This is a genomic window from Nonomuraea sp. NPDC005730 (genome assembly GCF_040630865.1).
Lineage (GTDB): Bacteria > Actinomycetota > Actinomycetes > Streptosporangiales > Streptosporangiaceae > Nonomuraea.
The window spans coordinates 167,043-190,892 of sequence record NZ_JBEXYK010000012.1 but is presented as its reverse complement, the minus strand read 5'-3'; the positions used below and the strand labels follow the sequence as shown (position 1 = coordinate 190,892).

20 protein-coding genes and 2 pseudogenes are annotated in these 23,850 nt (G+C 70.9%); 13 read left to right on the top strand and 9 right to left on the bottom strand.

All coding sequences use genetic code 11. The features are described from left to right. Positions 1-583: 583 nt before the first annotated feature. A complete protein-coding gene (locus ABZ444_RS18070; protein ID WP_357997637.1) occupies positions 584-937 on the top strand; it encodes a hypothetical protein in 354 nt (117 codons plus the stop codon). Between the two features lie 3 nt (positions 938-940). Here the strand turns inward: ABZ444_RS18070 and ABZ444_RS18065 are convergent, their stop codons facing one another. Next, positions 941-2,281, bottom strand: coding sequence for a VCBS repeat-containing protein (locus tag ABZ444_RS18065; RefSeq protein WP_357997600.1), 1,341 nt, complete (start codon positions 2,279-2,281; stop codon positions 941-943). On the opposite strand from ABZ444_RS18065, the gene ABZ444_RS18060 reads away from it, so the two are divergent. The 3 genes from ABZ444_RS18060 to ABZ444_RS18050 all read left to right on the top strand — a co-directional run bounded on the left by ABZ444_RS18060 (position 2,266) and on the right by ABZ444_RS18050 (position 4,083). Continuing rightward, a complete protein-coding gene (locus tag ABZ444_RS18060; RefSeq protein WP_357997597.1) occupies positions 2,266-2,436 on the top strand; it encodes an alpha/beta fold hydrolase in 171 nt (56 codons plus the stop codon). The two genes, ABZ444_RS18065 and ABZ444_RS18060, sit on opposite strands and share 16 nt — an antisense overlap. 21 nt (positions 2,437-2,457) lie before the next feature. Continuing rightward, on the top strand, positions 2,458-2,931 hold the full coding sequence (locus tag ABZ444_RS18055; RefSeq protein ID WP_357997594.1) for an alpha/beta hydrolase: 474 nt from the start codon (positions 2,458-2,460) through the stop codon (positions 2,929-2,931). A 552-nt stretch (positions 2,932-3,483) separates the two neighbouring features. Beyond that, positions 3,484-4,083 (top strand): hypothetical protein, encoded by a 600-nt coding sequence (locus tag ABZ444_RS18050; RefSeq protein WP_357997591.1) that lies wholly within the window; start codon positions 3,484-3,486, stop codon positions 4,081-4,083. Between the two features lie 186 nt (positions 4,084-4,269). On the opposite strand, the gene ABZ444_RS18045 is transcribed toward ABZ444_RS18050, so the two are convergent. Beyond that, positions 4,270-4,518 carry a hypothetical protein gene (locus ABZ444_RS18045; RefSeq protein WP_357997588.1) on the bottom strand — a complete coding sequence of 83 codons (249 nt, stop codon included), beginning with the start codon at positions 4,516-4,518 and terminating at the stop codon, positions 4,270-4,272. A gap of 428 nt (positions 4,519-4,946) precedes the next feature. Here ABZ444_RS18045 and ABZ444_RS18040 point away from each other — a divergent pair, with 428 nt between their 5' ends. The 5 genes from ABZ444_RS18040 to ABZ444_RS18020 all read left to right on the top strand — a co-directional run bounded on the left by ABZ444_RS18040 (position 4,947) and on the right by ABZ444_RS18020 (position 9,987). After that, positions 4,947-6,932: a sensor histidine kinase gene (locus ABZ444_RS18040; protein WP_357997585.1), complete on the top strand. Its 1,986-nt coding sequence runs from the start codon at positions 4,947-4,949 to the stop codon at positions 6,930-6,932. Continuing rightward, the gene (locus ABZ444_RS18035) at positions 6,929-7,579 is read left to right on the top strand and encodes a response regulator transcription factor (RefSeq protein ID WP_357997582.1); all 651 of its coding nucleotides are present in this window, start codon (positions 6,929-6,931) and stop codon (positions 7,577-7,579) included. Before ABZ444_RS18040 ends, ABZ444_RS18035 begins: the two co-directional genes overlap by 4 nt. A 153-nt stretch (positions 7,580-7,732) precedes the next feature. Next, a complete protein-coding gene (locus ABZ444_RS18030) occupies positions 7,733-8,350 on the top strand; it encodes a hypothetical protein (protein WP_357997579.1) in 618 nt (205 codons plus the stop codon). A gap of 39 nt (positions 8,351-8,389) precedes the next feature. Continuing rightward, positions 8,390-9,109: a hypothetical protein gene (locus ABZ444_RS18025; RefSeq protein WP_357997576.1), complete on the top strand. Its 720-nt coding sequence runs from the start codon at positions 8,390-8,392 to the stop codon at positions 9,107-9,109. Beyond that, positions 9,106-9,987: a hypothetical protein gene (locus ABZ444_RS18020; protein ID WP_357997573.1), complete on the top strand. Its 882-nt coding sequence runs from the start codon at positions 9,106-9,108 to the stop codon at positions 9,985-9,987. Before ABZ444_RS18025 ends, ABZ444_RS18020 begins: the two co-directional genes overlap by 4 nt. A gap of 182 nt (positions 9,988-10,169) precedes the next feature. Here the strand turns inward: ABZ444_RS18020 and ABZ444_RS18015 are convergent, their stop codons facing one another. Both ABZ444_RS18015 and ABZ444_RS18010 read right to left on the bottom strand, forming a co-directional pair. After that, positions 10,170-16,808 (bottom strand): LamG-like jellyroll fold domain-containing protein, encoded by a 6,639-nt coding sequence (locus tag ABZ444_RS18015; protein WP_357997570.1) that lies wholly within the window; start codon positions 16,806-16,808, stop codon positions 10,170-10,172. A gap of 663 nt (positions 16,809-17,471) precedes the next feature. Further along, positions 17,472-17,834 carry a hypothetical protein gene (locus ABZ444_RS18010; protein ID WP_357997567.1) on the bottom strand — a complete coding sequence of 121 codons (363 nt, stop codon included), beginning with the start codon at positions 17,832-17,834 and terminating at the stop codon, positions 17,472-17,474. Between the two features lie 419 nt (positions 17,835-18,253). On the opposite strand from ABZ444_RS18010, the pseudogene ABZ444_RS18005 reads away from it, so the two are divergent. Beyond that, a pseudogene (locus ABZ444_RS18005) lies at positions 18,254-18,379 on the top strand (tellurium resistance protein TerC); the annotation flags it as partial. 111 nt (positions 18,380-18,490) lie between these two features. Here ABZ444_RS18005 and ABZ444_RS18000 read toward each other — a convergent pair. Further along, the gene (locus ABZ444_RS18000) at positions 18,491-19,090 is read right to left on the bottom strand and encodes a hypothetical protein (protein ID WP_357997564.1); all 600 of its coding nucleotides are present in this window, start codon (positions 19,088-19,090) and stop codon (positions 18,491-18,493) included. A gap of 350 nt (positions 19,091-19,440) precedes the next feature. Between ABZ444_RS18000 and ABZ444_RS17995 the strand changes: the two genes are divergently transcribed. From ABZ444_RS17995 to ABZ444_RS17985, 3 genes and pseudogenes are all read left to right on the top strand, one after another. Further along, positions 19,441-19,710, top strand: coding sequence for a hypothetical protein (locus ABZ444_RS17995; RefSeq protein ID WP_357997561.1), 270 nt, complete (start codon positions 19,441-19,443; stop codon positions 19,708-19,710). Further along, positions 19,698-19,838: pseudogene (locus tag ABZ444_RS17990) on the top strand (hypothetical protein); the annotation flags it as partial. The gene ABZ444_RS17995 and the pseudogene ABZ444_RS17990, both read left to right, overlap by 13 nt. Positions 19,839-19,977: 139 nt before the next feature. Beyond that, positions 19,978-20,313: a hypothetical protein gene (locus tag ABZ444_RS17985; protein ID WP_357997634.1), complete on the top strand. Its 336-nt coding sequence runs from the start codon at positions 19,978-19,980 to the stop codon at positions 20,311-20,313. A gap of 42 nt (positions 20,314-20,355) precedes the next feature. On the opposite strand, the gene ABZ444_RS17980 is transcribed toward ABZ444_RS17985, so the two are convergent. The 4 genes from ABZ444_RS17980 to ABZ444_RS17965 all read right to left on the bottom strand — a co-directional run bounded on the left by ABZ444_RS17980 (position 20,356) and on the right by ABZ444_RS17965 (position 23,751). Further along, complete coding sequence (locus ABZ444_RS17980; protein ID WP_357997557.1) at positions 20,356-21,162, bottom strand: patatin-like phospholipase family protein; 807 nt, start codon at positions 21,160-21,162, stop codon at positions 20,356-20,358. 54 nt (positions 21,163-21,216) lie between these two features. Further along, positions 21,217-21,366, bottom strand: a complete 150-nt coding sequence (locus ABZ444_RS17975; RefSeq protein ID WP_357997554.1) for a TetR-like C-terminal domain-containing protein — start codon at positions 21,364-21,366, stop codon at positions 21,217-21,219. 208 nt (positions 21,367-21,574) lie between these two features. Continuing rightward, entirely contained in the window at positions 21,575-22,297 is a 723-nt protein-coding gene (locus ABZ444_RS17970; RefSeq protein ID WP_357997551.1) for a MerR family transcriptional regulator, read from the bottom strand. 29 nt (positions 22,298-22,326) lie between these two features. Then, positions 22,327-23,751, bottom strand: a complete 1,425-nt coding sequence (locus ABZ444_RS17965) for a serine hydrolase domain-containing protein (RefSeq protein WP_357997548.1) — start codon at positions 23,749-23,751, stop codon at positions 22,327-22,329. Between the last annotated feature and the right edge of the window lie 99 nt (positions 23,752-23,850).

Here is a 23,850-nt window from a genome sequence, read left to right as displayed (position 1 = left end):
CGCAACACCAAGCTCTACTGGTCCAGCTTCGACGGCACCAGCTGGAGCACCGACACCGCCTTCAGCCCCGCTGCAACCTCCGTCGAACGCCCTGCGGTCGCGGCGTACGACGGCAAACTCCACGTCGTCCACCGCGGCGGCGGCCTGCTGTAACCATCACCGGCCGCAGCCCCGCCGAGCCGCGGCCCGCCCTTGGGCACCGCCAGGGGGCAAGGGAGCCCTTGTCCGGCCACATGGTGGCGCATTGGCCGGACAAAGGCTTTCGCCCAACCCTCTACCGCTGAATTCTGTACTCAGCCCCTCGAAGGCATATCAGGGGCACCCTCCATCTTTGGACTCACGCGGGAATTGGGTAAAGAAGGTCGGATGACCGCCGATCAGGCCCGGCTCGCGGCCAAGCTCGCCGATATCCGACCCCATCTGGACGAACTGCAGTGGCGGTTGTTGCTGGGAGCAGAGGCTCGCGCGCTGGGGATCGAGCTGCAGGCCCGCCCACCACGTTCGCCCGCACACCGGACAGCGCGACCGCGGCCGCCGCTGCTGAACCCTTCGGCTGGCCGGGCCCCGGCCGACGCCCTGGGTCGTGAGCTCCTGCACAGCCGCGGCGTATTCGGCGCTGGCGCGCCGACCAAGCCAGAGCGAAACTGCCAGGGCCTGGGCGGACGCCGACGCGCTGCGGGCCGAGTCGAACACGGCCGAGGGTAAGGATCGGTACCTGCTGGCCGGCCTCGCCCAGGCCGCCGAGCAGCGGGGCCTGGGCTTGGCGGCCGACCAGATCCACCAGTTCGAGCACCCGCGGGTGCTCGGGGGTGAGGTGAGCCCGGACAACCTGGGCGTGATCGGCTTCGTGGTCGGGCTGAACATCGCCGGTCAGATCCACGAGCAGGTACGCGATGCGCCTCCGGGCACGCCCGTGTCCGGGATCACCATCGCCTGAGCGCTACTGCAGAAGCCGCTGGCCGAACCCGCTCCCGTCAGCTCCGGCGCCGACGTCGTGGCCGTAGATGATCTGGGCGGTGTCGGTGGCGATGCCGGTGGGGGTGCCGCGGAACGTGACGAGCATGCCGCTGGCGTCGTACTTGCCGGGGACGCCGATTACGAGCTCGCGCTTGCCGTCGCCGGTGACGTCAAGGATCGCCAGTGCCTTGCCGAAGTGGTCGTTGGGAAGGGATTCCGTGGCGATGGGGTCGAGGACGGCAGTCGCGCGGGCGAAGGACGCGGGCTCGTCGGTGGGCTTCGGGTCGAAGGTCACCACGGGGCCCGGGGTTTCGCTGGCGGTCGGATGGGAGGTCGCGGTGGGGGTTGGGGTCACGGTGGTGGTCGCGGACGGCGTGGGGTTGGGGGAGGTGATGGTCGGCGTCGGAGACGGTTCGGGCTCGTTGTAGGCCCTGATGCCGTCCTGCGTGATGATCCGGGTCCCGGCCAGGACGGGCCCGTTCCGCGATCCCGGCACCAGCGCGACATGCCCGGCCTCCGCCTGCCCGGACACGGTGGCAGTGAAGGCGCCGACCGTGATCTCCGCCGCGCCGTCCCCGTCGATGTCGCCGACGGTCAGAGGCTGGCTCATGGCCTGCGCCCAGGGGAAGTCGACGGCGACGGGGACCATCCACGACACCTGCGCCGCGAACCCTGGCCGTGAGGGGAACCCGGTGGCCGAGCCGTACCAGACCTGCAACCCGCCGGTGCTCGGAGTCGCCAGGACCACGTCGAGCCGCCCGTCCCCGTTCACGTCGCCGAACGCCGTCCGCGAGTCCACCTTCGGGCAGGTGTCGACGCTGCCGCTCAACGTCGGAGGGCTGCAACTGTCCGGCGAGGCCAGCACGGTGGCCGTTCCGTTCCCGGAGTGCGGCTCGTCGAGCACGGCGAGCCAGACCTTGTTGCTCCGCCATTGGACCTCGATGAGCGCGGCCATCTCCAGCTTGCCGTCGCCGTCCACGTCGGCGGCGTCCGTGCCCGGGATGCTGCCGCTGGCGTGGCCGTTCCACGGCGCCTTGATCGATGTGACGTACCGCTCGTCGGCCTGCTGGTGGCGGTACACCGTGGAGATGCCGCCCGGCTTCCACGCCATGACCTGCATGTCGTCCTCGCCGGCCAGGGCGAGGTCGGTCCTGCCGTCGCCGTCGTAGTCGGTCGCGGCGAGCCCCCGTCCCCAGTACGTGCAGGCTCTGAGGCCGTCGACGTGCGGGCCGGTGACGCACCCGGGTTGGGGGCGGATGATCTGACGGCCATTGAGCCCGTTGGGGCCGCCGCGCCTCGGCCGAGCTGATGGCCGGGATCGCACGGCACCTCGACGGGTTCCGCGTCCTGATCTTCGACCTTCCCGGACACGCCCGGTCCGTACGCGCGCCCGCGGACGGACGGCTGCCCTCGCTCGCCGCGATCCTGCACGAGGCGATCAACGAGGCGGGTGCCGACGACTACAGCCTCGTCGGCTAGTCCATCGGCGGCGCGATCGCGGTGCGGATCGCGCTCGACCGCCCGGACGAGGTGCGAGCCCTGATCGGCGTCGTCCCGTGGAACGCCGCGGGGACGACGGCCGAGGACGAGGTGATCGCCGGCTTCGACGCCGCGTACGGCGACGTCGAGGCTCTCGCGCACGCGGTGGCGGCGATCTCCGTGGACCCGTCCAGGACATCGGGCCTGACGAGCAGCATGCTGACCGTCACCGAACGGATGTGGCACGGCTGGCTGGCCGGCGGCGCGCTGACCAGCCAGGCCGACGAGCTGCCCGGGATGCGCGTACCGACCTGCTACCTCCTGGGCGGGAAGGACGTCGTCGTGGACCAGGCGAAGCAGCTTGACGACGTGCGGCGCATCCCCGGAAGCCGCGCGGTGCTGCTGCAGGAGCTCGGCCACCTGTGCGGCCTGGAGAGGCCGGACGTCGTCGCGTACGAGATCTCGGCCTTCCTGCGGCGCACCGCACACTCCTGACGGGAGCTCGTGCCGGACGGTCTCCGGTCCCTCCACGACGACGAGGTCGCCCGGCCCGCGAGCCCAAAACCGGCGGCCAGCGCCAAGGTGTGCACCTGATCCCTTACCCGGCCCAAGTCGGCGGCGATGGGGCGGCTCAGCTCAGTATGCCCATCCCTCACAGGCCTTCCTCGCCGCGCGCAAACCCACTCAACCTTCCCATCGGCGGCGGGCTTAGACGTTGACCCGTGGGAGCCGAGGACGTGGCCATCACGTACCAACTTGACGACCAGGTAAGGCCAGGCGGGTCAGCGCCGAGTGGCGCAGCTGGGGCAGCGTCCATCCGTCGCCTCGCGTGTGGAGAAGCTGCTCGGCGAGCTGCGCCACTCAATCTGACCGCATCGCAGAGCAGTGGCGGCGGCGCGCCTTCCTCCCGGTGAAGCGCTGAGGGCATCTCCAACAAAAGTCGCCTTTCTGCGCATCCCCTCCATATGTGGTTGATTCTCCGTCCCGCTCGACGCCACGTCATGCAGCCAACATGATGCGCACGTGGGGGATCTATGGGAGCTGTGGATGCGCTGGCTTGATGGCCATCAACTCGTCGGCGCCACTCTGTGGGGACACCCCCTGTACATCTGGGGGCGCGCCGGTAAGGCACTCCAGTTCTTCGCCGCCCTGACCGTCGTGCTCGACCTGATCGGACCCGAATCATTGCGAGCCGTGGGGCGGCGGGCTCGCCGACGCGTCTTCGAACATCATTCTTGGCGAAGCCCCTTGCCGGGCACCGTAGTCATGGCTACCGCAGCCCTGGCCTGGGTGGGCTTCGTCAGCTACATGCTGGTTCTCAGCCTTACCTCCACCGATCCGTTCATCCCCCGCTGGACGGCAGCGTCAGCTGTTGTCCTGTGGACTGTCGTGGCGGCCATGGCTGTGCTCGTCCACCGGATCATGAGCAGGGATCACTGGTCCTTCAGACGCGGACTCGGCATCTGGATCGGCGCCTTCCTCCTGGGCACCCTGGTGATACCCGCCCTTCTCTTCGTAATTCTGGCGATGAGCACATTCGACACCCTCGCCGCCCTTCTTGATCGTGCACGGCCTGCTCATGCGCTGCGCTGGATTGCGCTGGTGCTGTTCCTCGTCGGCTTTCACTTCGACTTCCTCGCCTCCTGACCGGCAACAGCACGAGGAAGTCCGTCCTTCTGCACCCGGCGACCGCCTGACAAGCCGTTCGCGATCATGACCTCGGCAGGATGACCGCCCTCCCCGAGCACCTCACCCAGCAAGCCGCCACTCGATCATGGGCCGACGGCACCTGAGCACAGCAACCGCTGCCCAGGTGGTGCCATCGTGAGGCGATCAGGTCTGGGCGGCCAGCATTCCCACGGCGGTGACCAGCAGCCGCGCCGCCGCCACGAGCGTGTCCGGCTGGACGCGGTCAGGGGTTTCGGCGGGGGTCTGGTAGCCGGGCATGCCCATGCCGATGCCGATCGCGGCCAGGTGGGCGGCGGCGTAGCGGCGGGCGGGGCGAAAGCCTCTGCCAGGTCGCCGATGAAGCCCCTCTTGGAGCTGCGGGAGGCCGAGCTGCTGGTGTGGCGGCGCGTGCATGTGCTGTCAACCGCTACGCTCGCCGAGCTCGTCGCCGCCTAGGTCACGCCGGCTTGAAGCGGAGGAACGCCCACTCCGACCGCCGGCACGGCTTGATCCCCAGGTGACCAGGACCGTTGTCCCGGCCAGGACGGGACAACGGCAGGACGTCGCTCCCGTGCCCGCGGGATGCGGCCTGTGGCAGTGTGGGCCGCGTGTCCGACCTCCGTGCCGCCGGCCATGACCAGCCCCAAGGAGACCACCGCGGTGCTCCTGTCGGCGCCTCCATGACCGGCGCCCCCGCCGCGCAAGGCGCCACTCGGACCGCCGCCGCGGATGCAGCCGAGGTCTGTACCGATGGGCTCGACGAGATCGGCTCCGAGAGGGCGGCTGGACTGGGCGGTCAGGCTGTCTCGGTGAGAGACCGGTGGGCGGCGGGAGGAGCGGTGATGCTGGCAGCCGCATCCGTCTTCGCCGCCGTGACCGCCACCTGGATCGACGTGGCGACCGGACCGGTGACCCGGCCGGAGCCGCTCGATTGGGAGGTCTGGGCCTCGACGGTCCCGGGCGCCGCCCTGGCGATCGCCGGAGGAGTGCTGGCGGTACGGCGGCCACGCCACCTGATGACCTGGATCCTGATCACCGGCGGGCTGGTGGCCTGCATGAACGGCCTGGCCGGCGCGTACGCGGTGTTGTCGTCGGCCCATCACGGCGGCACGCTCCCGCTGACCACGGCTGCGGTTTACGCCGGGGCGCGGCTGGGGCCCTTCCTGAATCTGGTGCCGCTGCTCGTGCTGCTGTACTTCCCCGACGGACGGCTGGTCTCGCCCCGTTGGCGGTGGGCGGCCGCGGTCTCGCTCGCCGCCACGGGCCTGACGGTGCTCATCTTCCTGTTCGTGCCCTGGCACATCGTGTCGCCGCAGGACTACCTGCCCGGGCTGGACGCGCCGATCCCGGTGCCCCCCGACGCCTTCTGGCAGGCGGCGTACGCGGTGTCGCCGGTGCTGCTGGTGGCCGGTCTCCCCGTACCGGTGGCGGCCTTCGCCTGGCGGTTCCGGGGATCGTCGGGCGAGCGTCGGGCGCAGCTGCGCTGGATGCTGCTGGCCGCGCTGCTGAACGCGGCCCTGATGCTGGCCTCCGCCGTGCTGGACGGGATGCCGCGCGATCTGGGGTTCGTGTTGTGCCTGGTGGCGCTCGCCGCGGCGGTCCTGGTGGCGGTGAGCCGCTACCGGCTCTACGCCATCGATCCCGTGCTCGGCTGGACCCTGCTGTACGGCGGGCTCGCGCTCGCCGTCGTCGCGATCGACGTCCCGCTCTTCGCCGGCCTCGGCGCGGTCATCGGGGAACCGGTCGCGGCCGTGCTGGCCGCCGTCGCGGTGGGCGTGGTCTACGCGCCGCTTCGCGAACGGGTACGGCGATGGGTGAACCGGGTGCTGGCCGGGCGGGCGGAGCCGTACGAGGTGGTCTCGGCCCTGGCCCGCCGGCTGGAGGACTCGACGCGGCCGGAAGACCTGCTGCTGGAGGTCGCCAAGGCGGTGTCGGCAGGGTACCGGTCACCGTACGTGCGGGTCGAGCTGGACCGCGCCGACGGCCGGACCGTCGTGGTGGAACACGGCACACCCCGTCCGGACGTCGTCGTGCTGCCGTTCGCCTACCGGGAGGCGCCGATCGGCCGACTCGCCCTGGTGCCGCGCCCCGGCGCCTGGCCGGCCGAGTCCGCGCAGCGGCTGCTCGCCGACGTCGTACGCCAGGCCGCCGCCGCCGTACGTGCCACCGCGCTGACCGAGGAGCTCCAGCACAGCCGTGAACGCCTGGTCAACGGCGTGGCCGAGGAACGCCGCCGGCTCCGCCGCGACCTGCACGACGGGCTGGGCCCCACCCTGGCCGCCGCCGCGTTGAAGGTGCAGGCGGCGCACAACCTGATGGCTCGGGACGCCGACTCCGCCCGCGCGGCGCTGGACCAGGTCCGCTCCGACCTCAGCGGCATGCTCGGCGACGTGCGGAGACTGGTGCACGATCTGCGTCCGCCGGCCCTGGACCAGTTCGGCCTGGCCGGCGCGCTGCGGCACGAGGCGTCCCGGTTCCGCGACGGCAGCCTGGCCGTCCGGGTCGAGATCGAAGGGGATCTGACGGCGCTGCCGGCCGCGACCGAGGTGGCGGCGTACCGCATCGTCTGCGAGGCTCTGACGAACATCGCCCGGCACGCGGGCGCGACCGGCTGCCAGGTGCGCGTCGCCGTGGCCGATGACGAACTGGAGGTCGAGGTGACCGACGACGGGCGCGGCCTGCGCCCCGGCGCCGTGGTGGGCGTGGGTCTGCTCGGCATGCGGGAGCGCGCGGAGGAACTGGGCGGCCGGTGCGTCGTCGAGCCCGCCCACGGGGGCGGCACCCGAGTGCACGCCGTCCTGCCTGCACGGGTGGTGACGGCCCCGTGACGCCTCGCGTGCTGCTCGCCGACGACCACCCGGTCTACCGCGACGGGCTGCGCATGATGCTGCACTCCACCGGCGAGGCCGAGGTGGTGGGCACCGCCGCCGACGGGGAGCAGGCGGTCGCCGAGACCGTCCGGCTACGGCCCCAGGTCGTGGTGATGGACCTGCGGATGCCCCGCCTGGACGGCGTGCAGGCGACCGAGCGCATCGCCGCCGCCTGCCCCGGCACTCATGTCCTGGTGCTCACGATGCACGAGGACGACGAGAGCGTCTTCGCCGCCATGCTCGCCGGGGCCCGCGGCTACCTGCTCAAGGGGGCGGACCAGACCGAGATCCTGCGCGCCATCACCGCGGTGGCCAGCGGCGAGGTCATCTTCGGCCCCGCGCTGGCCGAACGTGTGACCCGCTACTTTGCCCGGCTCGCCACCGTCCGGCCGCCCCGCGAGGAGCCCTTCCAGCAGCTCACCGCCCGCGAACGGGAGACCCTCGACCTCATCGCGGCAGGCCTGACCAACCGGCAGATCGCCGAGCGGATGTCGCTGTCCCCCAAGACCGTGCGCAACAACGTCTCCAACGTCTTCGCCAAGCTCCAGGTCGCCGACCGCGCCCAGGCCATCATCCAGGCCCGCGAGGCCGGCCTCGGGCAGTGACCCCGATCCCGGGGATGCCCCCGTCCGACCGGGACAGCGGTCCCTGATCGGGCCGGGCCGATCCAGGACCGCAGGCATGGCCGTGCTCCCTGGGCGCCCGGGGCACTCCGGCGGGAAAGTGCTGGCACCGACCCGCGCACCCCGAGGAGCATCATGTCCAGCCGCATCGTGCCCAGCAACGTCAACCCGCACGAGCCCGTGGTGGCCCACCCCCCTTCGAACCCGGCCCAGGTCAGGCTCTCCGGCCTCCTGCTGGCCGCGGGAGCCGTCGCCTGGAGCGCCGGCACCGTGATCGTCGGCGACAGGGTCCAGGACGGCGTCCAGACGCTCGACACCGTCACCGGCATGCTGTTCGTCGCGGGCCTGTTCGCGTTCGTGTGGACCGTGCGCGTCACGCGCGCGGCCGGCGACGGGTGGACCCGCGTGATCCCGATGGGCCTGCTGGTGCTGCTGCTCGGCGCGTTCGTGACCAACGCGCTGTCCTTCGGCTACGCCACCTACGACGAGTTCCCGCTGCCGCTGCTGATCCTGGACGCCTGCTGGCCGCTCAGCCAGCTCGGCATGCTCGCCCTCGGGCTCGCCATCGCGATCCGGGGCCGCCTGCGGGGGGCGGTCCGCTGGCTGCCCCTGCTCGCCGGTCTGTGGTTCCCGGTGACCATCCTGGCGCAGACCTTCGGCGGCTCCACCGTCTCGGTGTACGCCAGCGCCGCGCTGCTGCTCGGCGCGCACGCCCACCTGGGCCTGCGCCTCGCCGTCCGTCCCACGCTCTGAGCCGACCTGATCGACTGGAATCAGAGGAAACGGAGAGTCATGTTCCACCCTGGTGCCCGCCGGCCGGCAGTGACACTGCTGGCCGCCCTGACCACCGCCGCGCTGGTACCGTCCGCGCCGGCCGCGGCCGCGCCGGTGCAGGCCAAGTGGCCGATCGCGGTTCTGCTGTGCAAGTTCCTCGACCGGCCTGAGGAGCCCGAACCCCCGCAGTTCTTCAAGGAGCTGCTCACCGCCGAAGGTCTCGGCAAGGGCGGCCTGGCCGACTTCGTCGCCGAGCAGTCGCGCGGCCGGGTCGCCCTGGAGGGCGGCGACGTCCACGGCTGGTACACCATCCCCAAGACCTACTCGCAGTGGAGCGACGAGGGTTGGTACCCCTGGAACAAGCCGAAGGACTGCGTGCGGAGCGCGCAGAGCCAAGGGTGGACGCGGCCGCCCGGCAGCGCGCTGTTCGTCATCATCAACACCGCCGAAGGCGGATTCGCGCGCGCCTCGTACAACGCACGGGGGGACAGGACCACCGTCCTGGACTCCACAGCCTGGACGCTGAACCGCGCCGCCTTCGAGTTCGGGCGGCTCAACGGGCTGAACCACAGACTGTCGCAGTTCCTGAACCAGCACCCCACGGAGGTGGGCAACCCGTACGACACGATGTCGGCGTCCACCACCCACTTCCCGCCTTCCGAGCGGTTCGGCGAGGGCGCGATCGCGCTGGCCGCGCCAGCCTCGACGAGCTCGGCTGGCTGCCCGGCTGGCGGGTGACGACGCTCGGCAAGGACGGAGCCGGCACCCGGACCGTACGGCTGGCACCCATCGAGCAGCCGGACCGGCCCGGCGCGCTGATGGTCCGCGTGCCGTACGACCCGAAGAGACCCGACAGGTACCTCACCGTCGAGTTCCGTAAGAAGACCGGCCGCAGCAGCGCGATCCCCAAGGACAGCATCCTCATCCACCATTACCAGGGACGGGACTGGGTCAACCTCCTGATGGAGAACGAGACGAACCCCACGCCGATCCAGAGCTACCGCAGCGGCGGCGTCGAGATCAAGCTCGACTCGATGACCGCCGACTCGGTGACCGTCACCGTCTCGACCGACGTGACCGGCAAGTGCGGCTTCGAGTGGGTCCCGCGGGCCGCCGTGGCCGGGGACGACGCCTGCGTGACGCCTGCCGTACGCGACAGCACCGCCGCCGACAACGCCGACCAGCCGAACCGTCTGGACGCCTATGGCGCCTGCCGGTGGGGCTACGTCCACCGGGAGATCACGCTGGCCGACGTGGCCTGCGTCCACCCCACCGTGAAGTACCAGGCGGAGCAGGACACGGCCGCCACGCCCGCTCGGATCAACGTCGCCCGGCATGTGTGGGGGCCGAACGCCTGCCAGGACGCCTACGTGTGGCGGATGGCCGACGACTCCGACTACGTCTGCGTGTCTCCGGAGACCCGCAACCAGACCCTGGACGACAACGCGGCCGCCGCCGGCCGCTGGACCGATGGGCCGGCCGGGCCCAAGAGCTGCGTCCAGGGGTATGTCTGGCGGGAGGCCTACGTCGGTGACCAGGTCTGCGTCACACCCGCGCGCCGCGACCAGGCTCGTGCCGACAACGCCGCCGCGTGGGAGAGGCTCAAGGAGAACTGACCCCCGCCTCCGAGCTCGACCACCGAACCATGGTCAAAAGCATGCAGCTTGGTCGACAGGCGCCACGAGAGCGCCCGAGGGCCGTTTGCGAGATTCCCCGGCGCGGCCGACATTTCCGCAGGACGCGCGTGAGCGCTCTCGTCGGCGACGCCGGCCGAGGCCGGCCGGCGTCGCCCGGTACGTCAGGTCACGGTGAAGCGGATGGGGCCCGCCAGGACCGTGTAGCCGTCGTTGTGGAGGTAGTACGCCGCGTACGCGCCCGGCCCGGGGAGTTTGTCGGTCGGCATCACGAGCGTGCCGTCCGCGCCGGGGGTGTAGCGCCAGTCGATGGACGCGCCGTCCTTGGGGGCCATGGTGGCCGGGTAGAGGCCGATCCAGTTCTTCGCGCTGACCGTGGCGGGCAGCGTGGAGTAGGTGAAGGTCAGGCTCGTGCCCTTGGGGACCGACGTCGCGCCCAGGGTGAGCTTGCCGTCGGGGGCCGCCGCCGCGGTGGGCGGCGCGGAGGTGAGAGGGGCGTCGTCCGGTTGCAGGTTGTAGTAGGCCGCCAGGCGGCCCACGATCGTGTCGGCGTACGGGGCCAGCCGGGCGAAGTTGCCCACCAGCGCGGCCCTGGCCGCCTTGTTGAGCGCGGTGAAGTCCTTCGTCGCGCCGGTCAGGTGCGGCTGGAGCTTGGTGATGAGCGCGTAGTCGCTGGCGATGCCGAGCGAGCCCATCTCCTGTGCCAGTGACGGTGTGCTCACACCGGTGTCCAGCACCCGGCTGACGAACGTGACCCGGTGCATGATCCGCCAGCACGGCGGCTTGGTCTCGGCCTGCTGGGCCCGCTTGAGCGCCAGCGCGTTCGGGTCGGTGCCCCGGTCCAGCCACTCCGGGTCGATCACCTTGCCGTAGAAGTCCTCGAAGTTGTCGGTGGTGGTGTCCAGGTAGAGCGTCATGAACCGGTAGGCGTCGACCCGGCCGGGCACCAGGATCGGCTTGCCCGCGGCGTCGAACTGCGGCTTGTCACTGACGAACTTCTGCAGCTCGGCGCCGGGCCCGCAGCTCACATCGAGGCTGAACGTACGGGTGGCCTGTTTGGACTTCTTGCGGGTGACGCTGTACCCGGCGCTCATGGACGCCTCCACGCCGAACTTGTTGCCGAAGTCCATGATGTCGAAGCTGACGGCGTAGTTGCCGCCGAAGGTGGACTTGAAGGAGAACGCCCCCGAGGTGGTCTCGGTGACCTGGTCGGTCGTGGCCGTCGTCTCGGCGAAGAAGCCGCCGGCGGCGGTCCACACGTACGTGTTGACGATGTTGCGGCGCGAAGCCGACCTGGTGGCCGCGCGTTTGGCCTCGGGGTCGCCGCCGGAACCGGCCTCGGTGGTGGCGCCGGTGCCGCCCGTCATCCCGTTCAGCACCTTGGCCGCCTGGCCGTGGGTGGGGTCCCAGGTGTGGGTTTGGACGGACACCGAGTCGTAGAAGCCTTGCAACTGCTGCTGCTCGCGCTGGATGCGCTTCTTGATCCGGTAGGCCTCGGCGGGGCGGTAGTAGCTGTACTCGCCGCTCACCCCGTCGGCGGCGTTGGGGAAGTGCGGGTCGGGGAACGGGCGCAGGCCGGGGACCTGGCCGTACTCGTGGAAACCGACGATCCCGTCCAGGGTGCCCTGTTTGGTGTAGCGGGGGTTGATCGGGAACGGGATCAGGTTCCAGTCGCGGGGGATGTCGGGGCTGGGCAGCATCCGGTAGGCGACGACGGCGCCGGTGTGCGTCAAGCGCAACGCGTACATGTCGGCGGTCTCGGACTGCACGACGGCGAAGCCGGTGTTGGCGGGCACCCAGCGGCGTCCGACGGTGGGGTTGACGTGCTTGGTGCCGTCGGCGTCCTCCCAGCCGCCGGCGAGGGTGACCTTGCTGGCGCGGGTGGTGTTGGCGCCCTGGGACACCTCCGTGGTGTCGCTCCAGCTGTTGGAGAAGTCGAGGGACAGGTAGAAGCCCCACTCCTGCTTGACCGCGCTCATCGGCTTGGCGGTGCCGGCGCCCAGCGGCGCGGCGACGGCCCAGACCTCGTCGCCGAACGACTGGTCGAAGGCGATCTTCATCGCGGCGTCGACGCTGACGTCCCGCTGCGACGACAAGGAGTTGACGACGTTGTCGGCCTGCACGAAGGAGATCGACGAGGCGCCCGCGTAGTCCTTCTTCTCGTCGATCATGTTCTCCGACGGGACCGGCGGCGCGCCCTCGATGTAGCCGATGAGCTGGGGGTCGAACTGCACCTGGCCGACCCAGGTGGTGGCCAGTTCGCCGACCTTGAAGCCGGTGCTCAGCGCCCACGACTTGTCGTCCTGGAGGTAGCCGTAGGCCCGCTTGAGCACTCCGATGATCGAGTCGTCCGGGAGTCGCTGCACGTCGCCGTACTCGGTGGCGGCCGGGGTGGTCGCGATCGTGCCGTGGTAGGAGGTCTTGATGCCGGTCAGTGCCGAGCGGATCCGGGCGGCGTCGGTGGAGATCGGCGCCGTGGACAGCACGATCTTCGGACCGGGCGCCGACTGAGTCAGGTGCTGGCCGCTCAGCCCGGCGTCCTTGACCAGCGCCCCGGCCACCGTGTCGTCGGCCTCGAACGGGTAGTAGGCGAGCAGGTGCTGCCGGTCTCCCTTGATGCGGCCGAACATGCTGTCCAGGATCTGCTCCTGCGTACGGACGGTCCGCCAGACCCGGATCTCGTCCAGGTCGCCGGTGAACCCCTCGCCCACCACCGAGCGTGGCGCGGCGGACCGGGCGACGGCCGCCTGCGTCATCCGCTCCGTCGCCACGGGGTTGCCGTTGCGGTACAGGGTGAACCTGTTGCCCGCCGGGTCGGGGGTGCGCACCCGCGTCACGGCGCGCAGCGTGGCGGGATAGGAGCCGCACATGTCCTGCGTGATGGAGCCCTTGGACTCCGGGAACCTCCACCAGGCGACCAGCCCCTGCGCTTTGGGACTGATGGGCACGCCGATCTGGTCGGCGTCCCTGGCCACGTTCCAGATCCGTACCTCCGACAGGATGCCCTTCAGGCCGGACACGGTCTTGCCCTCGACCATGCGGCCGAGCTCGGCGGGCGCGTCGTTGCCCACGGGCTTGGCGCCCTTGTAGCGGTGCGCCCCGGCGTCGGCGCCGTCGACGTAGAAGCGGATCTCCACGCCCGTCTCGATGCCCGTCGGATTCCTGCGCACGACGGCGACCTTGTGGAACCTGCCGGTCGTCAGGGCCATGGTGGATTTGTGCACGACGGGCGCGGCCGTACCGGATCCGGCCTCGAAGGCGAAGGCGAGGCGGTTGTCGTTGTCGACGTACAGGCAGTAGGGCACGGCCGTCTGACCGCCGTCGCCGAGCACGCCCTTGCCGACGAGCCCGTGCCGGCCGCTGGACTCGATCTGCACGAACGCCTCGATGGTCAGGTTCTCCACGATGTCCAGGCCGCCGGGGCCGCCGGCGTCCAGGTAGCCGACGCCGTCCATCCGCATCGCCCAGTCCTGGGTGAACGCGACGGCCAGGTGGGCCCATTCCCCCGGCGGGAACAGGTCGACGCTGCGCACGCTCTGCTCGTTGACGGTCGCGTCGATCTGGTAGGCGAAGGAGCCGTCGCCCTTCATGAGCTGCGTCAGGCTCAGCGCGTACCGGGTGGGGCCGGCGTCGGTGGCCAGGATCAGGTCGCCGTTGTTGACCACGGTCGGCCTGATCCACGCCTCCAGCGTCAGGTCGCCGGAGGCGGCCAGGGCCGCGATGTTGGCGGTGTTCGCCAGGTGCAGACGGTTCTTGGCGTCGCGGTCGAAGGAGAACGCCCGGCCGGGGGCGTCGCCGTGCCAGCGCGGGCCGAGCGGCTGGCTGACGTCGGCGGCGGTCCCGGCGGGGACCGGCCCGGTGGCGCTCTGGGCGTGCGCGCTGACGATCAGCGAACCGGAGGCCACCGACACACCGGGGACGCTGCAGGTGGCCTTGGTGTAGTCGTAGGCGGGGGTGCGCACCTTGGCGCCCGTACCAGCGGTCAGGCCGCCGCTGGTCAGCGTGATCTGCGCCGAACCGGCCGGGGCCGCCTCGGCCGTACGGCTGTCGGCGCCGACCGTCACGGCCGAGCCGGCGGTCAGCGCGGTCGCCAGCGGCTCTATCAGCGTCACGACCTTGTCCTGGATCGACAGCACCGTGCCCAGCTCGGTTCCCTTGGCGGTGCCGTTCAGCACCGAGGCCAGCCGGTCGGCCCGGTCGGGCACCGAGGGGAACGTCTCCGTGGTCGTGCCGCGGCTGACCTCGACCGTGCACAGGCCCGCCCCGGTGGCGGTCACCTTGACCGCGAAGTCGGCCGAGCGCAGGGCCATGTCGCGGGCCGACAGCCGCAACGTGCCGTCGGCGACGGTGAACTGCTTGACGGCGGGGGCGATCGTGGCGGCGTAGTAGGCGGCGAAATACTGGCCGGCGCCGCCGCGGAAGTACAGCGCCACCTCGCCGGTCGAGCTGTCCAGCAGCGCGGGGGCGTTGGCGGTCCAGGCGAAGGACAGCAGCGCGCCGAGTGTGGTGAGCCCGGCACGGTCGGTGTGCAGCGTGGGCATCGGCAGCACCGCCTCGGCCGCACCCGCCTGCGCGCCGGTCAGCGTGGCCAGGGTGTTGAGCGCGGTGTTCAGGGCCGCCTTGTCGGCGCCGAGCCGCTGGGAGGCCTCCATCTGCTGCAGGTACCTCTGCGCCAGCGGCACCGCCTCGGCCATGATCTCGGCCTCCCGCTGCCGCCCCGCGTTCCTGGCCGGGCCGACGATGGTCCTGTTGAGGGTGTACAAGCTGAAGATGCCGCCGCGGGTCAACTCATCCTCGAGCTGCTTCAGCCGGGCCAGGCTGCTCGGCATCCAGTCGGCAAGCTGCTGGTCGGTATAGAGCTTGCCGCGCGCCGCGGTCACCGCCTCCTCCGCCTGACGGAGTCGCTCGGTGTCCTTGGTGGGGTCGGGTGTGCCGATCCAGGCCAGGTCGACGACGCCGGGCAGCCTGGCCAGCCGGCCGTCCTTGGAGACGGCGAAGTCCAGGGTGGCGACGTAGGAGCGGTCGGCCGGTTCGCCCTTGGGCGGCGGCCCGGAGGTGGCGAAGGCCAGCATCACGCGCGCCTGCCTGCGCTCGGGCAGCGGCGCCTGGCCGTAGCCCGTCACCGAGGACTGCTGCTGGTAGTACAGCGTCGCGGCCAGGCCCGCGACAGCCTTTCGGCCGGTGACCGTGAACGACTGGCGGGTGATGCCGGGGCCGTCGTAGACGGGGGCGTCGGAGTCGACCCAGACGGGGCCGGGGTCGAAGCGGCCGGAGAACCTGTTGGCACTCCGGTCACGGACCTCCACGCCGGCGCCCTCGTCGAGGGGGAAGTAGGCGTACAGGCCGGTCTCGCCGCCCGACAGGCGCTGGCCCCGGGTGGCGAAGTCGGTGCGCGCGATCGTCCAGATCCGCACCTCGTCGATCTGGCCGGTGAACACGTCGGCGGAGGTCTGGCCAGGGCCACGCCCACCGACCACGATCCGGGCGCTGACGTCGACCTGCTCGGACGTGGTGAGCGAGCCCGCCGCCGCGCCGTTCAGATACAGCCGCAGCGCCGCTCCGTCGAAGACGGCCGCCACATGCGCCCAGACACCCATCGGCGCCACCGTCGTCGAGGTCAGGGTCTGCGTGCCATGGCCGAACCGCAGCTTGCCGTCGGCCTGGAGGCTCACGTGCACAGGGCTGTCCATGCCGGTGCGCTGGGTGCGCCCGATGATCAGCCCGGTCCCGGTGGCGGCGGCGGGCTTGATCCACGCCTCCAGCGTGTACGGCCCCGCGGGCGCCGCCGTGACCTCCACGCCCGCGATCACCGCGGCGCCCGTGCCGTCGAAGCGCAAAGCCGTTCCGGCCCGGTCCTGCGGCGGCTTGACCGGAACCAGCAGCTTGCGGGTGTGCGAGTCGATCCCGGGGGACCGTTCCAGCACCGAGGCGGCGTACTTGGGGTCGGGGCTGGTCCACAGCTGGGTTCCGGCGGGGTTGAACAGCCCGTCGGGGGTCTGCTCCAGGTTGTGGCCGTGCACGGTGCCGGACGCGTCGGCGGTGAAGATCTGCCAGCGGGTGTGCCCGGTGACGGCCGTGGGCAGCGTCAGCGCGGTGAACAGGCCGCCGGTGAGCCGTCCGGCGAACGACAGTTTCATGGTCGGCTCGTAGAACAGCCGGCCCTCCATGTCCCGGGTGCCCAGCGTGTCACCGCCGGAGGCGGGCAGGATCCGGCTGCGGCTGCGCTGGTAGCGGACGTCCACCACCGGCTTGAGCTCGGCGCCCACCAGGACGAAGCGGTCGCACAGCAGCGCGGCGTCGGTCTTGGCCGCCTTGCCTCCGGTGGCGTCGCCGGTCAGCCGCCCGGTGGTCGTCTCGTAGACCGAGCCGGCCGCGCCCGCCGCCACCGACTGGCGGAACACCAGCAGGTAGCGGCCGTCGGAAACCACCTGGATGGGGAACTCGGAGGTCAGCCGGGCGGTCGTGGACAGGAACGGGTCCTCCTCGCCGGGCAGCAGCTTCTCCGAGGGCGGCACCTCCGCCGAGCCCAGCTTCTTGACGGTCGGCATGACCGCCACCTGCGGAGTCTCGACGCCCACGTCGACGATCTCGGTGGGGAACATCAGCACGGCCGGGTCGGCGTTCCAGTAGGCCGCGTCGAGTGCGCCGCGGGCCCGGTCGGCCTGGTCCAGACTGAGCACGCTGTAGTAGACGCGCCGGTCGGCGCCGAGGGCGAAGCCGACCACGGTGCCGTTGTGCCGGACCATTGTCGTGGAGGTGTACTCGCGGTCCTTGTAGACCTTGATCAGGTTCTTTTCGTACACGAAGTGAGCTCCTTGCCGATCACGTCCGCATCCAGGCGCTGGATGAGGCCGTAGCTGCTGTCGGTGTTCTTCGGTGCGCATCGCCTGTTCGAGCGGGTCGACGACCTTGTGGTGGAGGCCGTCGCGGCGGTACTTGTCCGGGACGAGGACGGGGTTGCCCTGGGGGTGAAGAGGGGTTCGCCGCCCTCGTGGCGTTGCAGGTATCCGGAGGGGCCCGGGTCGGCGCTTGAAGGAGGAGCCGGTGTGAGCGACCAGGTCGCGATGGGAACGACCCGGCCGGCACGGTGCTGGAGGTGGCGTCGCGCTCGTCCCCGGAGGAGATGCCGGCGGTCATGCACGCGGCCCGTATGATCTCGTGGACCTGCGTGGTCGTGGGGTCGGAGCGGTGGTGGGTTTCTGGGCCGGCGTTCTCGTGGGAGGCGCGAAGCCGCTGCCGTTCGCGGATGATGCGGCGTTCGAGCGCGTATGCCGCGCGGGGTTCGCGGCAGCTGTACTGGCCGTGGCAGATGGCGGTGGGATTGCCGGGTTTCCGCGGACCTTGCCGCGATCGCTGAGACCGACCGCACTGTCCCGGGGGCCTGCTTGATGTAGCGGTGTTCGGTGTAGCGCGAAGACGTCGGCCGTCTGCGACCGCGCGAGTGCGGGACCGGTGTCGGCGGGCATTCAGCGGCGTCCGATGGCGGGGGTGAGCGGCTTGGTCGAGTCGTCCAGGTGGCCGGATGGCCGCAGCCTGGCGGCGCGGGTGGTGTTCTGGCCCTGAGAGATCTCGGTCTCGTCCGGCCAGGCGCCGGAGCACTCCGGGCGCCGCGTGCCCAGGCCATCGGCCTTGACCTCCGCGACCGGTTCGGCCGTTCCCGCGCCCACCGGCGCGGCGATGGCCGGAACGCTCTGGTGGACGTCGCCGCCGGGGGAGAAGCTGAAGTCGACCCTGCTGTCGCGGGTGGCCGACAGGCTGGGGACGACCTGGCCGGCCTCGTTGCACGCCCGGCCGCCGTGGACGTCGACCCGTGCATCCCCAGCCGCCATCGCCGCCCCCTCGCCCGCCTCGCCGTCGAAGCACTCTCGACGATGAGCCCGACCAAGCGATAGGTCAAGACGATCATCCTGGCCACATCCGGCCATCCCCGAGCCGCCATCACGCCTGCTCAGGCACCACCGAACAAGTGGCGTACCCGACCACCACCCTGGCCGAGTGGTCGCTGGACAGCCTCGGATGGCTGGCCGCGCTTCTCGCGGAAGCCGGCCGCCGTCATCGGCTCGACCCTCCCCTCATGCTGTCAGCAACTGCTGACAGGTGAATCCGAGTCAGCTATCTACAGAGCACCGAACCCTTGCCGGTGATCCTCGGTCAAGGTCGGACTCAGGCGGGGGCGCGTCGAGTGAAGCGTTGAGTCCCGACGACTGACTGATTGTGAAACCTTGAGCGTCGGCCCCGTCCTTCCTTCATCGTCTGGACCGCCAACGCGTTTGCCGCTCTGGGCCTGCGTAGCCTGTACTTCTGCCTGGCCGGGCCGCTGCGCCGCTTCGTGCACCTGCACTACGGCCTGGCCGTCCTGCTCATCTTCGCCGGCGTCAAGCTGATCGGCTCGGAAACCCCGATAGCTGGAACAGCTGGAGTTCGGTGGCATCATGACCTCCTCCTTCCTCGGCCCCGCGCGGCTTGTGGCAGCTCTGGGAGGGGGTCATGGCTTCAAGGGCGGGATCGTCTCGATGATCGCTTCGACGGTTTTGGCGCGCAGATGCGAGCCGGACAGGCCAGGATGCTTCCGGCCTACGGACTCCTCCCATACCTTGGCCAGCCCCGAGCGGACCTCCAGCCAGACCAGGGCCATCCCGACCATCTTGGGCCGGAAGTCATCGGGCTCGATGCCCGCAGGGTTCACCATCAGGACGGCCTTGTCGAACGCCCAGATCGCCTCTTGGGGCTTGATCTCCATGGCGCGGATCACCGCCAAGTGCAGCAGCGCCCGCCAGTGCCCGTAGATGCAGGCCTTTTCGATCTCCATGTCCGCGAGGACCTGCGAGCCAGGAGTGGCAAGGCGCCTCTCGGCCTCCTGGTAGTGCTTCTCCCCGTCTGCGGCGTTGGTGAGGCGGACCTCCAGGAGGCGGCGTGCCGCCTGGACCCGCGCTTCCCACCGTCGTCGCTGCACGGCTGGGTTGGCTTCGGGGTCGACCGGCTTGGCTTCGGAGTCACCGGACACCAGCATGGCAACCAGCAGCACAACCCCGAGGAGCACCAACCAACCAAACGCGTCGTTCCAATCCTCGCCCACCTCGTCCACAGTAGAGGCAGGTCCATTCCGTGTGAACCGCCCCGAATCTCGTGTAGGCAAGCAGGCAGGGAGTCGCCGGCGTCTGAGCTTTGCGCGGATCCGCTGGCCGGGCTCGCCGACGCGCCACGTCTCGGCGACGCACGCTGCGCCCAGTGCGGGCAGGTGGGGGCTGCGGCCACAGGTCGGCGTCGGTGGCTTCGTCGTGGATGGTGTGCGTGGGCGATTCCCACCGATTCCCACCGATTCCCGCGAGGACGGGACCTTCGGCGCCGGCGAGTTCGGCAGCAACGGCATCATCCAGCTCTTCGCATCCGATCTGAAGGTGTCGATCCCGGTCGCGACCCACGCGATCATCGCCTATGCCATGGGGGGTGGTGGTCGGCTCGCCGGCCATCACCCTGCTCGCCGCCTGGGTCAACCGGCGCACGCTGCTGCTCGGCCTGGTCGCCCTGTTCCTGATCGGCAACGGGTTGTCCGCGCTGGCGCCGGACATCGTGCTGCTCGTCGTCTTCCGGTTCGTCGCCGGTAGCGTGCAGGGCGCGTTCTTCGGCGCCGGAGCGTCGTCGCGGCGTAGGTGTACGGCCCGGGCAAGGGCGGCAAGGCGTCCGCCACCGTCATGGGCGGCCTGACCATCGCCACCGTCGTCGGGTCGCCGCTCGGCACCTTCGTCGGTCAGAACGCCGGCTGGCGCACCATGTACTGGGTGGTGGTCGCCATCGGCCTGTTCGCCCGACTCGGCGCGGCAGGACGCCTCGCTCATCCCGGTCGCGCTCGCCGTCTTCGGCCTCGGCATGGCGGCCGGCAACCACCTCGGCGGACGCGTCGCCGACCGGTACGAGAACCGCGGCCTGATCTGAGGCTACGGCGCTGTCCTGGTACTGCTGGCGCTGATCGGCGTGGCCGGCGGCAAGCTGTTCGTCCTGCTGCCCTGCCTGTTCGGCGTCGGCGCGACCATGATGTTCGCGATCCCCACCATCCAGGTGCGGCTGACCGGCTTCGCACCGGACACCCCGACCCTGATGGGCGCGCTCAACCTGGCCGCGCTCAACCTGGCCAACTCGCTGGGCGCGATCGGCGGCGCCGTCACCCTCAATGCCGGCTGGGGCACCCTGTCCACCGTCTGGGCCGGGTTCGCCTTCACCAGCACCGGCCTGCTCCTGTACATCGTGACCGTCGCCCGGGTGAGGCCCCTTCGGCGTTCCTCGCCGATCGGATCACGGCAGTTCCTCTGATGTGGGGCGGTACCGGTTCACCGGCCGGGGATCCAGTCACCGTCACGGCCCCCAGACAGTCGCGATGAGCTGGGCGGCTTCGGCCGCCTGCCGTACCCCTTCGTCGTAGACCGGCGACCAGGCGGCACGGTCGTTGAGATCGCCGAGGGCCTTCTGCGCGGCCGGGTCCGGCGCGAGCCGTACCGCCGGTGCGTGCTGCGGCAGGTCCGCCGGGAACAGATGGGCCAGCGGCTCGATCACGATCATCGTCTGTACGCCTTCGGCGAGGTCGGCGTTGATGCCCGATCGGAGCGCGCCGTCCATGTAGCGCCGACCGCCGACGGTTATCGGCGGGGCGCCGGCAGGAAAGGCGGAGCTCGAAGCGACCGCCGCCAGCAGGGACACGCCGCTGGACCGCTCCCACACCAGCGGCTCGCCGGTGCCGGCGTCCACCGCGGGGATCAGCAATCTGCCCTCGGGCCACTCGGGTGCCCCGATCAGGAACTCCATCCGCGCCAGGTGCGCCTCCTCGGGCCCGGTCTCGGCGTCCAGCGCGAGACGGCCGACCCGGCGCAGGGCCGCAGCCGGCTCCAGTGTGGAGTCACCGAGGATGGCGAACACCTCGTTGAGCCGTTCGTGATCTGTCCTGACCGCGGGCTCGCCGTCCGCCTCGGGCAGTACCGCGAGCCGCGCCAGGTCCTGTCCCGTGGCCAGCGCCGCACCGACGATCGCTCCCGCCGACGTGCCGATGATCAGATCGGCCTTCGCGAGGTCGAACCCCTCGCGTCGCAACCCGGCGGCCAGCCCGGCCAGCCAGGCCGTCCCCAGCAGCCCACCGGGCCCGAGCACTACCGCTGTCTCTTGTCTCATGGCCACCAGCCTGCAACCCCAAGCCCACTTGAGGTCAACATCTCGTCTCCTGCTTCACGGGCGGGGCGTCAGCCCGGTGAAGAGCGCGTCGAGGACGCGGTCGACGTACTCGTGGGTCAGTGGCTCCTGGGTGATCAGCAGCCGGAAGTACAGCGGGCCGGACAGGATCGCCATCGCCAGATCGAGGTCGAAGCCGGGCGACAACTGGCCCTGGGCGCTGGTAAGAGGTCGTCACACGACCCAAACGATCCGCGGAACGCGCCTGCCGTCGACATCGCGGCGCCGAGCGCCAGCCCCATCCCCGAACGCCCCGGTCGGAACCTGCCTCGGCACCCAGACTGGGCGGGCGCAGGATCGAGGCAGCTCCTGACGGTCGTGCGCCCGCCCCTTGTGTCACGCCCGGGAAGCTGCGTCAACCGTCTTCCATGAGGTGCGCGAGGCGGTTCCAGGCGGGGGAGGAGACCCCCGGCAGGGACTGCGCGGCCAGCCGGGCGGCGGTGGGGTCGTCGAGGGCGAGGGATTCGGACCGGCTGGGGTGGCCGGCGAACCACGTCCGGGTGCGGTCGGCCAGGGCCGGCAGGCGGGGATCGTCCGGTGACCAGTCGTAGGCGGCGTCGTGTTCGAGGCAGAGAGCGCGGAACTCGGGGTCGTTCATGAGTTCGCGTTTCTCGCTGATCCACACGGCGGCGTGCTCGGGTGAGGTGGTCTGCAGGAGGATCCAGCCGTCACGTTCCAGGCGGATGTGGCGCTCGCTGACGCCGAGTTCGCGCAGGTCGTCGAGATAGCCGGCGACCTGCGGGGAGACGTAGAGCTGGTCGCCGTCGCGCAGCTGGGCGAGTTGGTCGCGGGTCCGCCGCAGCTGTGCGATGCGTTCCTGGAGGTCGTGGTCGATCTCGGCGATGGCCGAGGCGAGGGTGCCCGGATCGGCGTCGAGGAGGTCCTTGACGCGGGCCAGCGGCACGCCCGCACCGGCCAGGGTCCTGATCTTGATGAGGTCGACGGCGTCCTGCGCGGTGTAGCGCCGATAGCCGGAGGAGTCACGGTCGGGCTCGGCGATCAGGCCGCGCTGGTGATAGTGGCGGACGGCCTTGACGGTCACTCCGGCGTAGTCCGCGAGCCGGCCGATCGTGATCATTCTGGACATTCTTCCACTCGGCTGATGGGTCAGGCGCGCCGGGTCAGGCGGCCGCCGCCGTTGCGGAAGCGCGCTTGGCCGTCGCGGACGTCATGGTAGGAGACGAGCAGCAGGCGCAGGTAGCCGTCGAACGTCTCCGGCGGGTATCCGGCGGGCGCGAACAGACCGTCCCGGACCGGCACGTAGCGCTGCGGCGGGCCGGAGGTCGCGCCGCCGGTGAACCCGGAGAAGACGCGTTCCTGCGCGGCGTCCGCCGGTTCGTAGGTCACCCGCTCCTCAAGCTGGCCCTCGACGATGCTGACGTCGATCCGGAGCTGGTCGGAGCGGTAGGTGCCGACGTAGGGGGTGAGGTCGACGTCCTGCTCCTTCTCGGTGATCAGGGCGGGGATCCGGACGCCGAGATGCTCGCGCAGGAGCCACTGCAGCAGCCGGTCCTGCACCATGATCGCGCCGGGGGAGTTGCCGAAGGCGGTGAAGATCAGGTCGTGGTCGGGCACGACGCACAGGATGGACACGCCACCGGGGGAGGCGCCCGACATGGCCAGGACGGTCGTGTCGCCGAACGGGTAGCGCACCCAGCCCAGGCCCATGGGCGGGACGTTCGGGGTGTCCAGGTCGTGCCAGACGCGCTGCATCAGCGCGGTCGATTCGGCCGACAGGACGCGGCTCCCGGAGGGGGACACGCCGCCCGCCAGGTGGGTGCGTCCGAACGCGAGCAGGTCGGTGACGGTGCCGATGGGCGTGCCGCCGGCCGGGCCCCAGGTGTCGGGCAGGGTGAACATGCCCGTGGGCGCGGCCGTCATGGTGCCTGGGTCCAGGAAGTGGCCGACGGCGGTGCTGCGCAGGATGGCCTGCTCGGCCGAGGTGCTGGAGTCCTTCATGCCGACGGGCGCGTAGATGTCGCGTTCGAGCAGCTCGGGGAACGACAGGCCGGTCACCGCCTCCAGCAGGCGGCCCGCGACGATCATGCCGCCGTTGGAGTAACTGAGCTGCTCGCCGGGCTCGAACAGGGTGCCGCACCTGGTGGCCAGGCCCTCGACGTAGATCTTCAGGGCGTCGCGGCCCTTGGCGTCGGGGAAGTACAGGTCGGCGTCGATGCCGTTGGTGTGCGAGATCAGGTGCCGGACCAGGATCTTGTCCGCCGCGCCCGGCCCGCTCAGGGCCAGTTCGGGCAGGTACGTCACCACCTGCGCGTCGAGGTCCAGGACTCCCCGCTCGACCTGCTGGAGGACCAGCGTGGTCGTCAGGACCTTCGTGACGGAGCCGAAGAGGAACCCGGTGTCTTCGAGCATCGGCGCGCCGGTGGCGAGGTTCGCGGTGCCGTGGGCGACGACGATCTGCTCGCCGGCGTGATGGACGCCGGCCACGAACCCCGGGATGCCGTCGGCCTCGCAGTGGGCGGCGATCTGCTCGCGGATCCGGGCTGCGACTGTGTTCAGTGCGTTGTTGCTCATGCCGACCATCGTCGGACCCTGCCCCAGGGGCAGGGTCAAGCCCGCACGGCAACACCGCATCGTCGGCTCCCGGCGCGTGCTTCAGTGGCCGGCTGTTGG

What these genes read in the sequence shown, in the direction of transcription:
- ABZ444_RS18040 (WP_357997585.1), top strand. Translation starts at nt 4,947, where the DNA reads ATGCTGGCAGCCGCATCCGTCTTCGCCGCCGTGACCGCCACCTGGATC.
- ABZ444_RS17995 (WP_357997561.1), top strand. Translation starts at nt 19,441, where the DNA reads ATGCCATGGGGGGTGGTGGTCGGCTCGCCGGCCATCACCCTGCTCGCC.
- ABZ444_RS17970 (WP_357997551.1), bottom strand. Translation starts at nt 22,297, where the DNA reads ATGATCACGATCGGCCGGCTCGCGGACTACGCCGGAGTGACCGTCAAG.
- ABZ444_RS18030 (WP_357997579.1), top strand. Translation starts at nt 7,733, where the DNA reads ATGTCCAGCCGCATCGTGCCCAGCAACGTCAACCCGCACGAGCCCGTG.
- ABZ444_RS18025 (WP_357997576.1), top strand. Translation starts at nt 8,390, where the DNA reads ATGTTCCACCCTGGTGCCCGCCGGCCGGCAGTGACACTGCTGGCCGCC.
- ABZ444_RS18060 (WP_357997597.1), top strand. Translation starts at nt 2,266, where the DNA reads ATGGCCGGGATCGCACGGCACCTCGACGGGTTCCGCGTCCTGATCTTC.
- ABZ444_RS18050 (WP_357997591.1), top strand. Translation starts at nt 3,484, where the DNA reads ATGCGCTGGCTTGATGGCCATCAACTCGTCGGCGCCACTCTGTGGGGA.
- ABZ444_RS18045 (WP_357997588.1), bottom strand. Translation starts at nt 4,518, where the DNA reads ATGCACGCGCCGCCACACCAGCAGCTCGGCCTCCCGCAGCTCCAAGAG.
- ABZ444_RS18010 (WP_357997567.1), bottom strand. Translation starts at nt 17,834, where the DNA reads ATGGCGGCTGGGGATGCACGGGTCGACGTCCACGGCGGCCGGGCGTGC.
- ABZ444_RS17965 (WP_357997548.1), bottom strand. Translation starts at nt 23,751, where the DNA reads ATGAGCAACAACGCACTGAACACAGTCGCAGCCCGGATCCGCGAGCAG.
- ABZ444_RS17980 (WP_357997557.1), bottom strand. Translation starts at nt 21,162, where the DNA reads ATGAGACAAGAGACAGCGGTAGTGCTCGGGCCCGGTGGGCTGCTGGGG.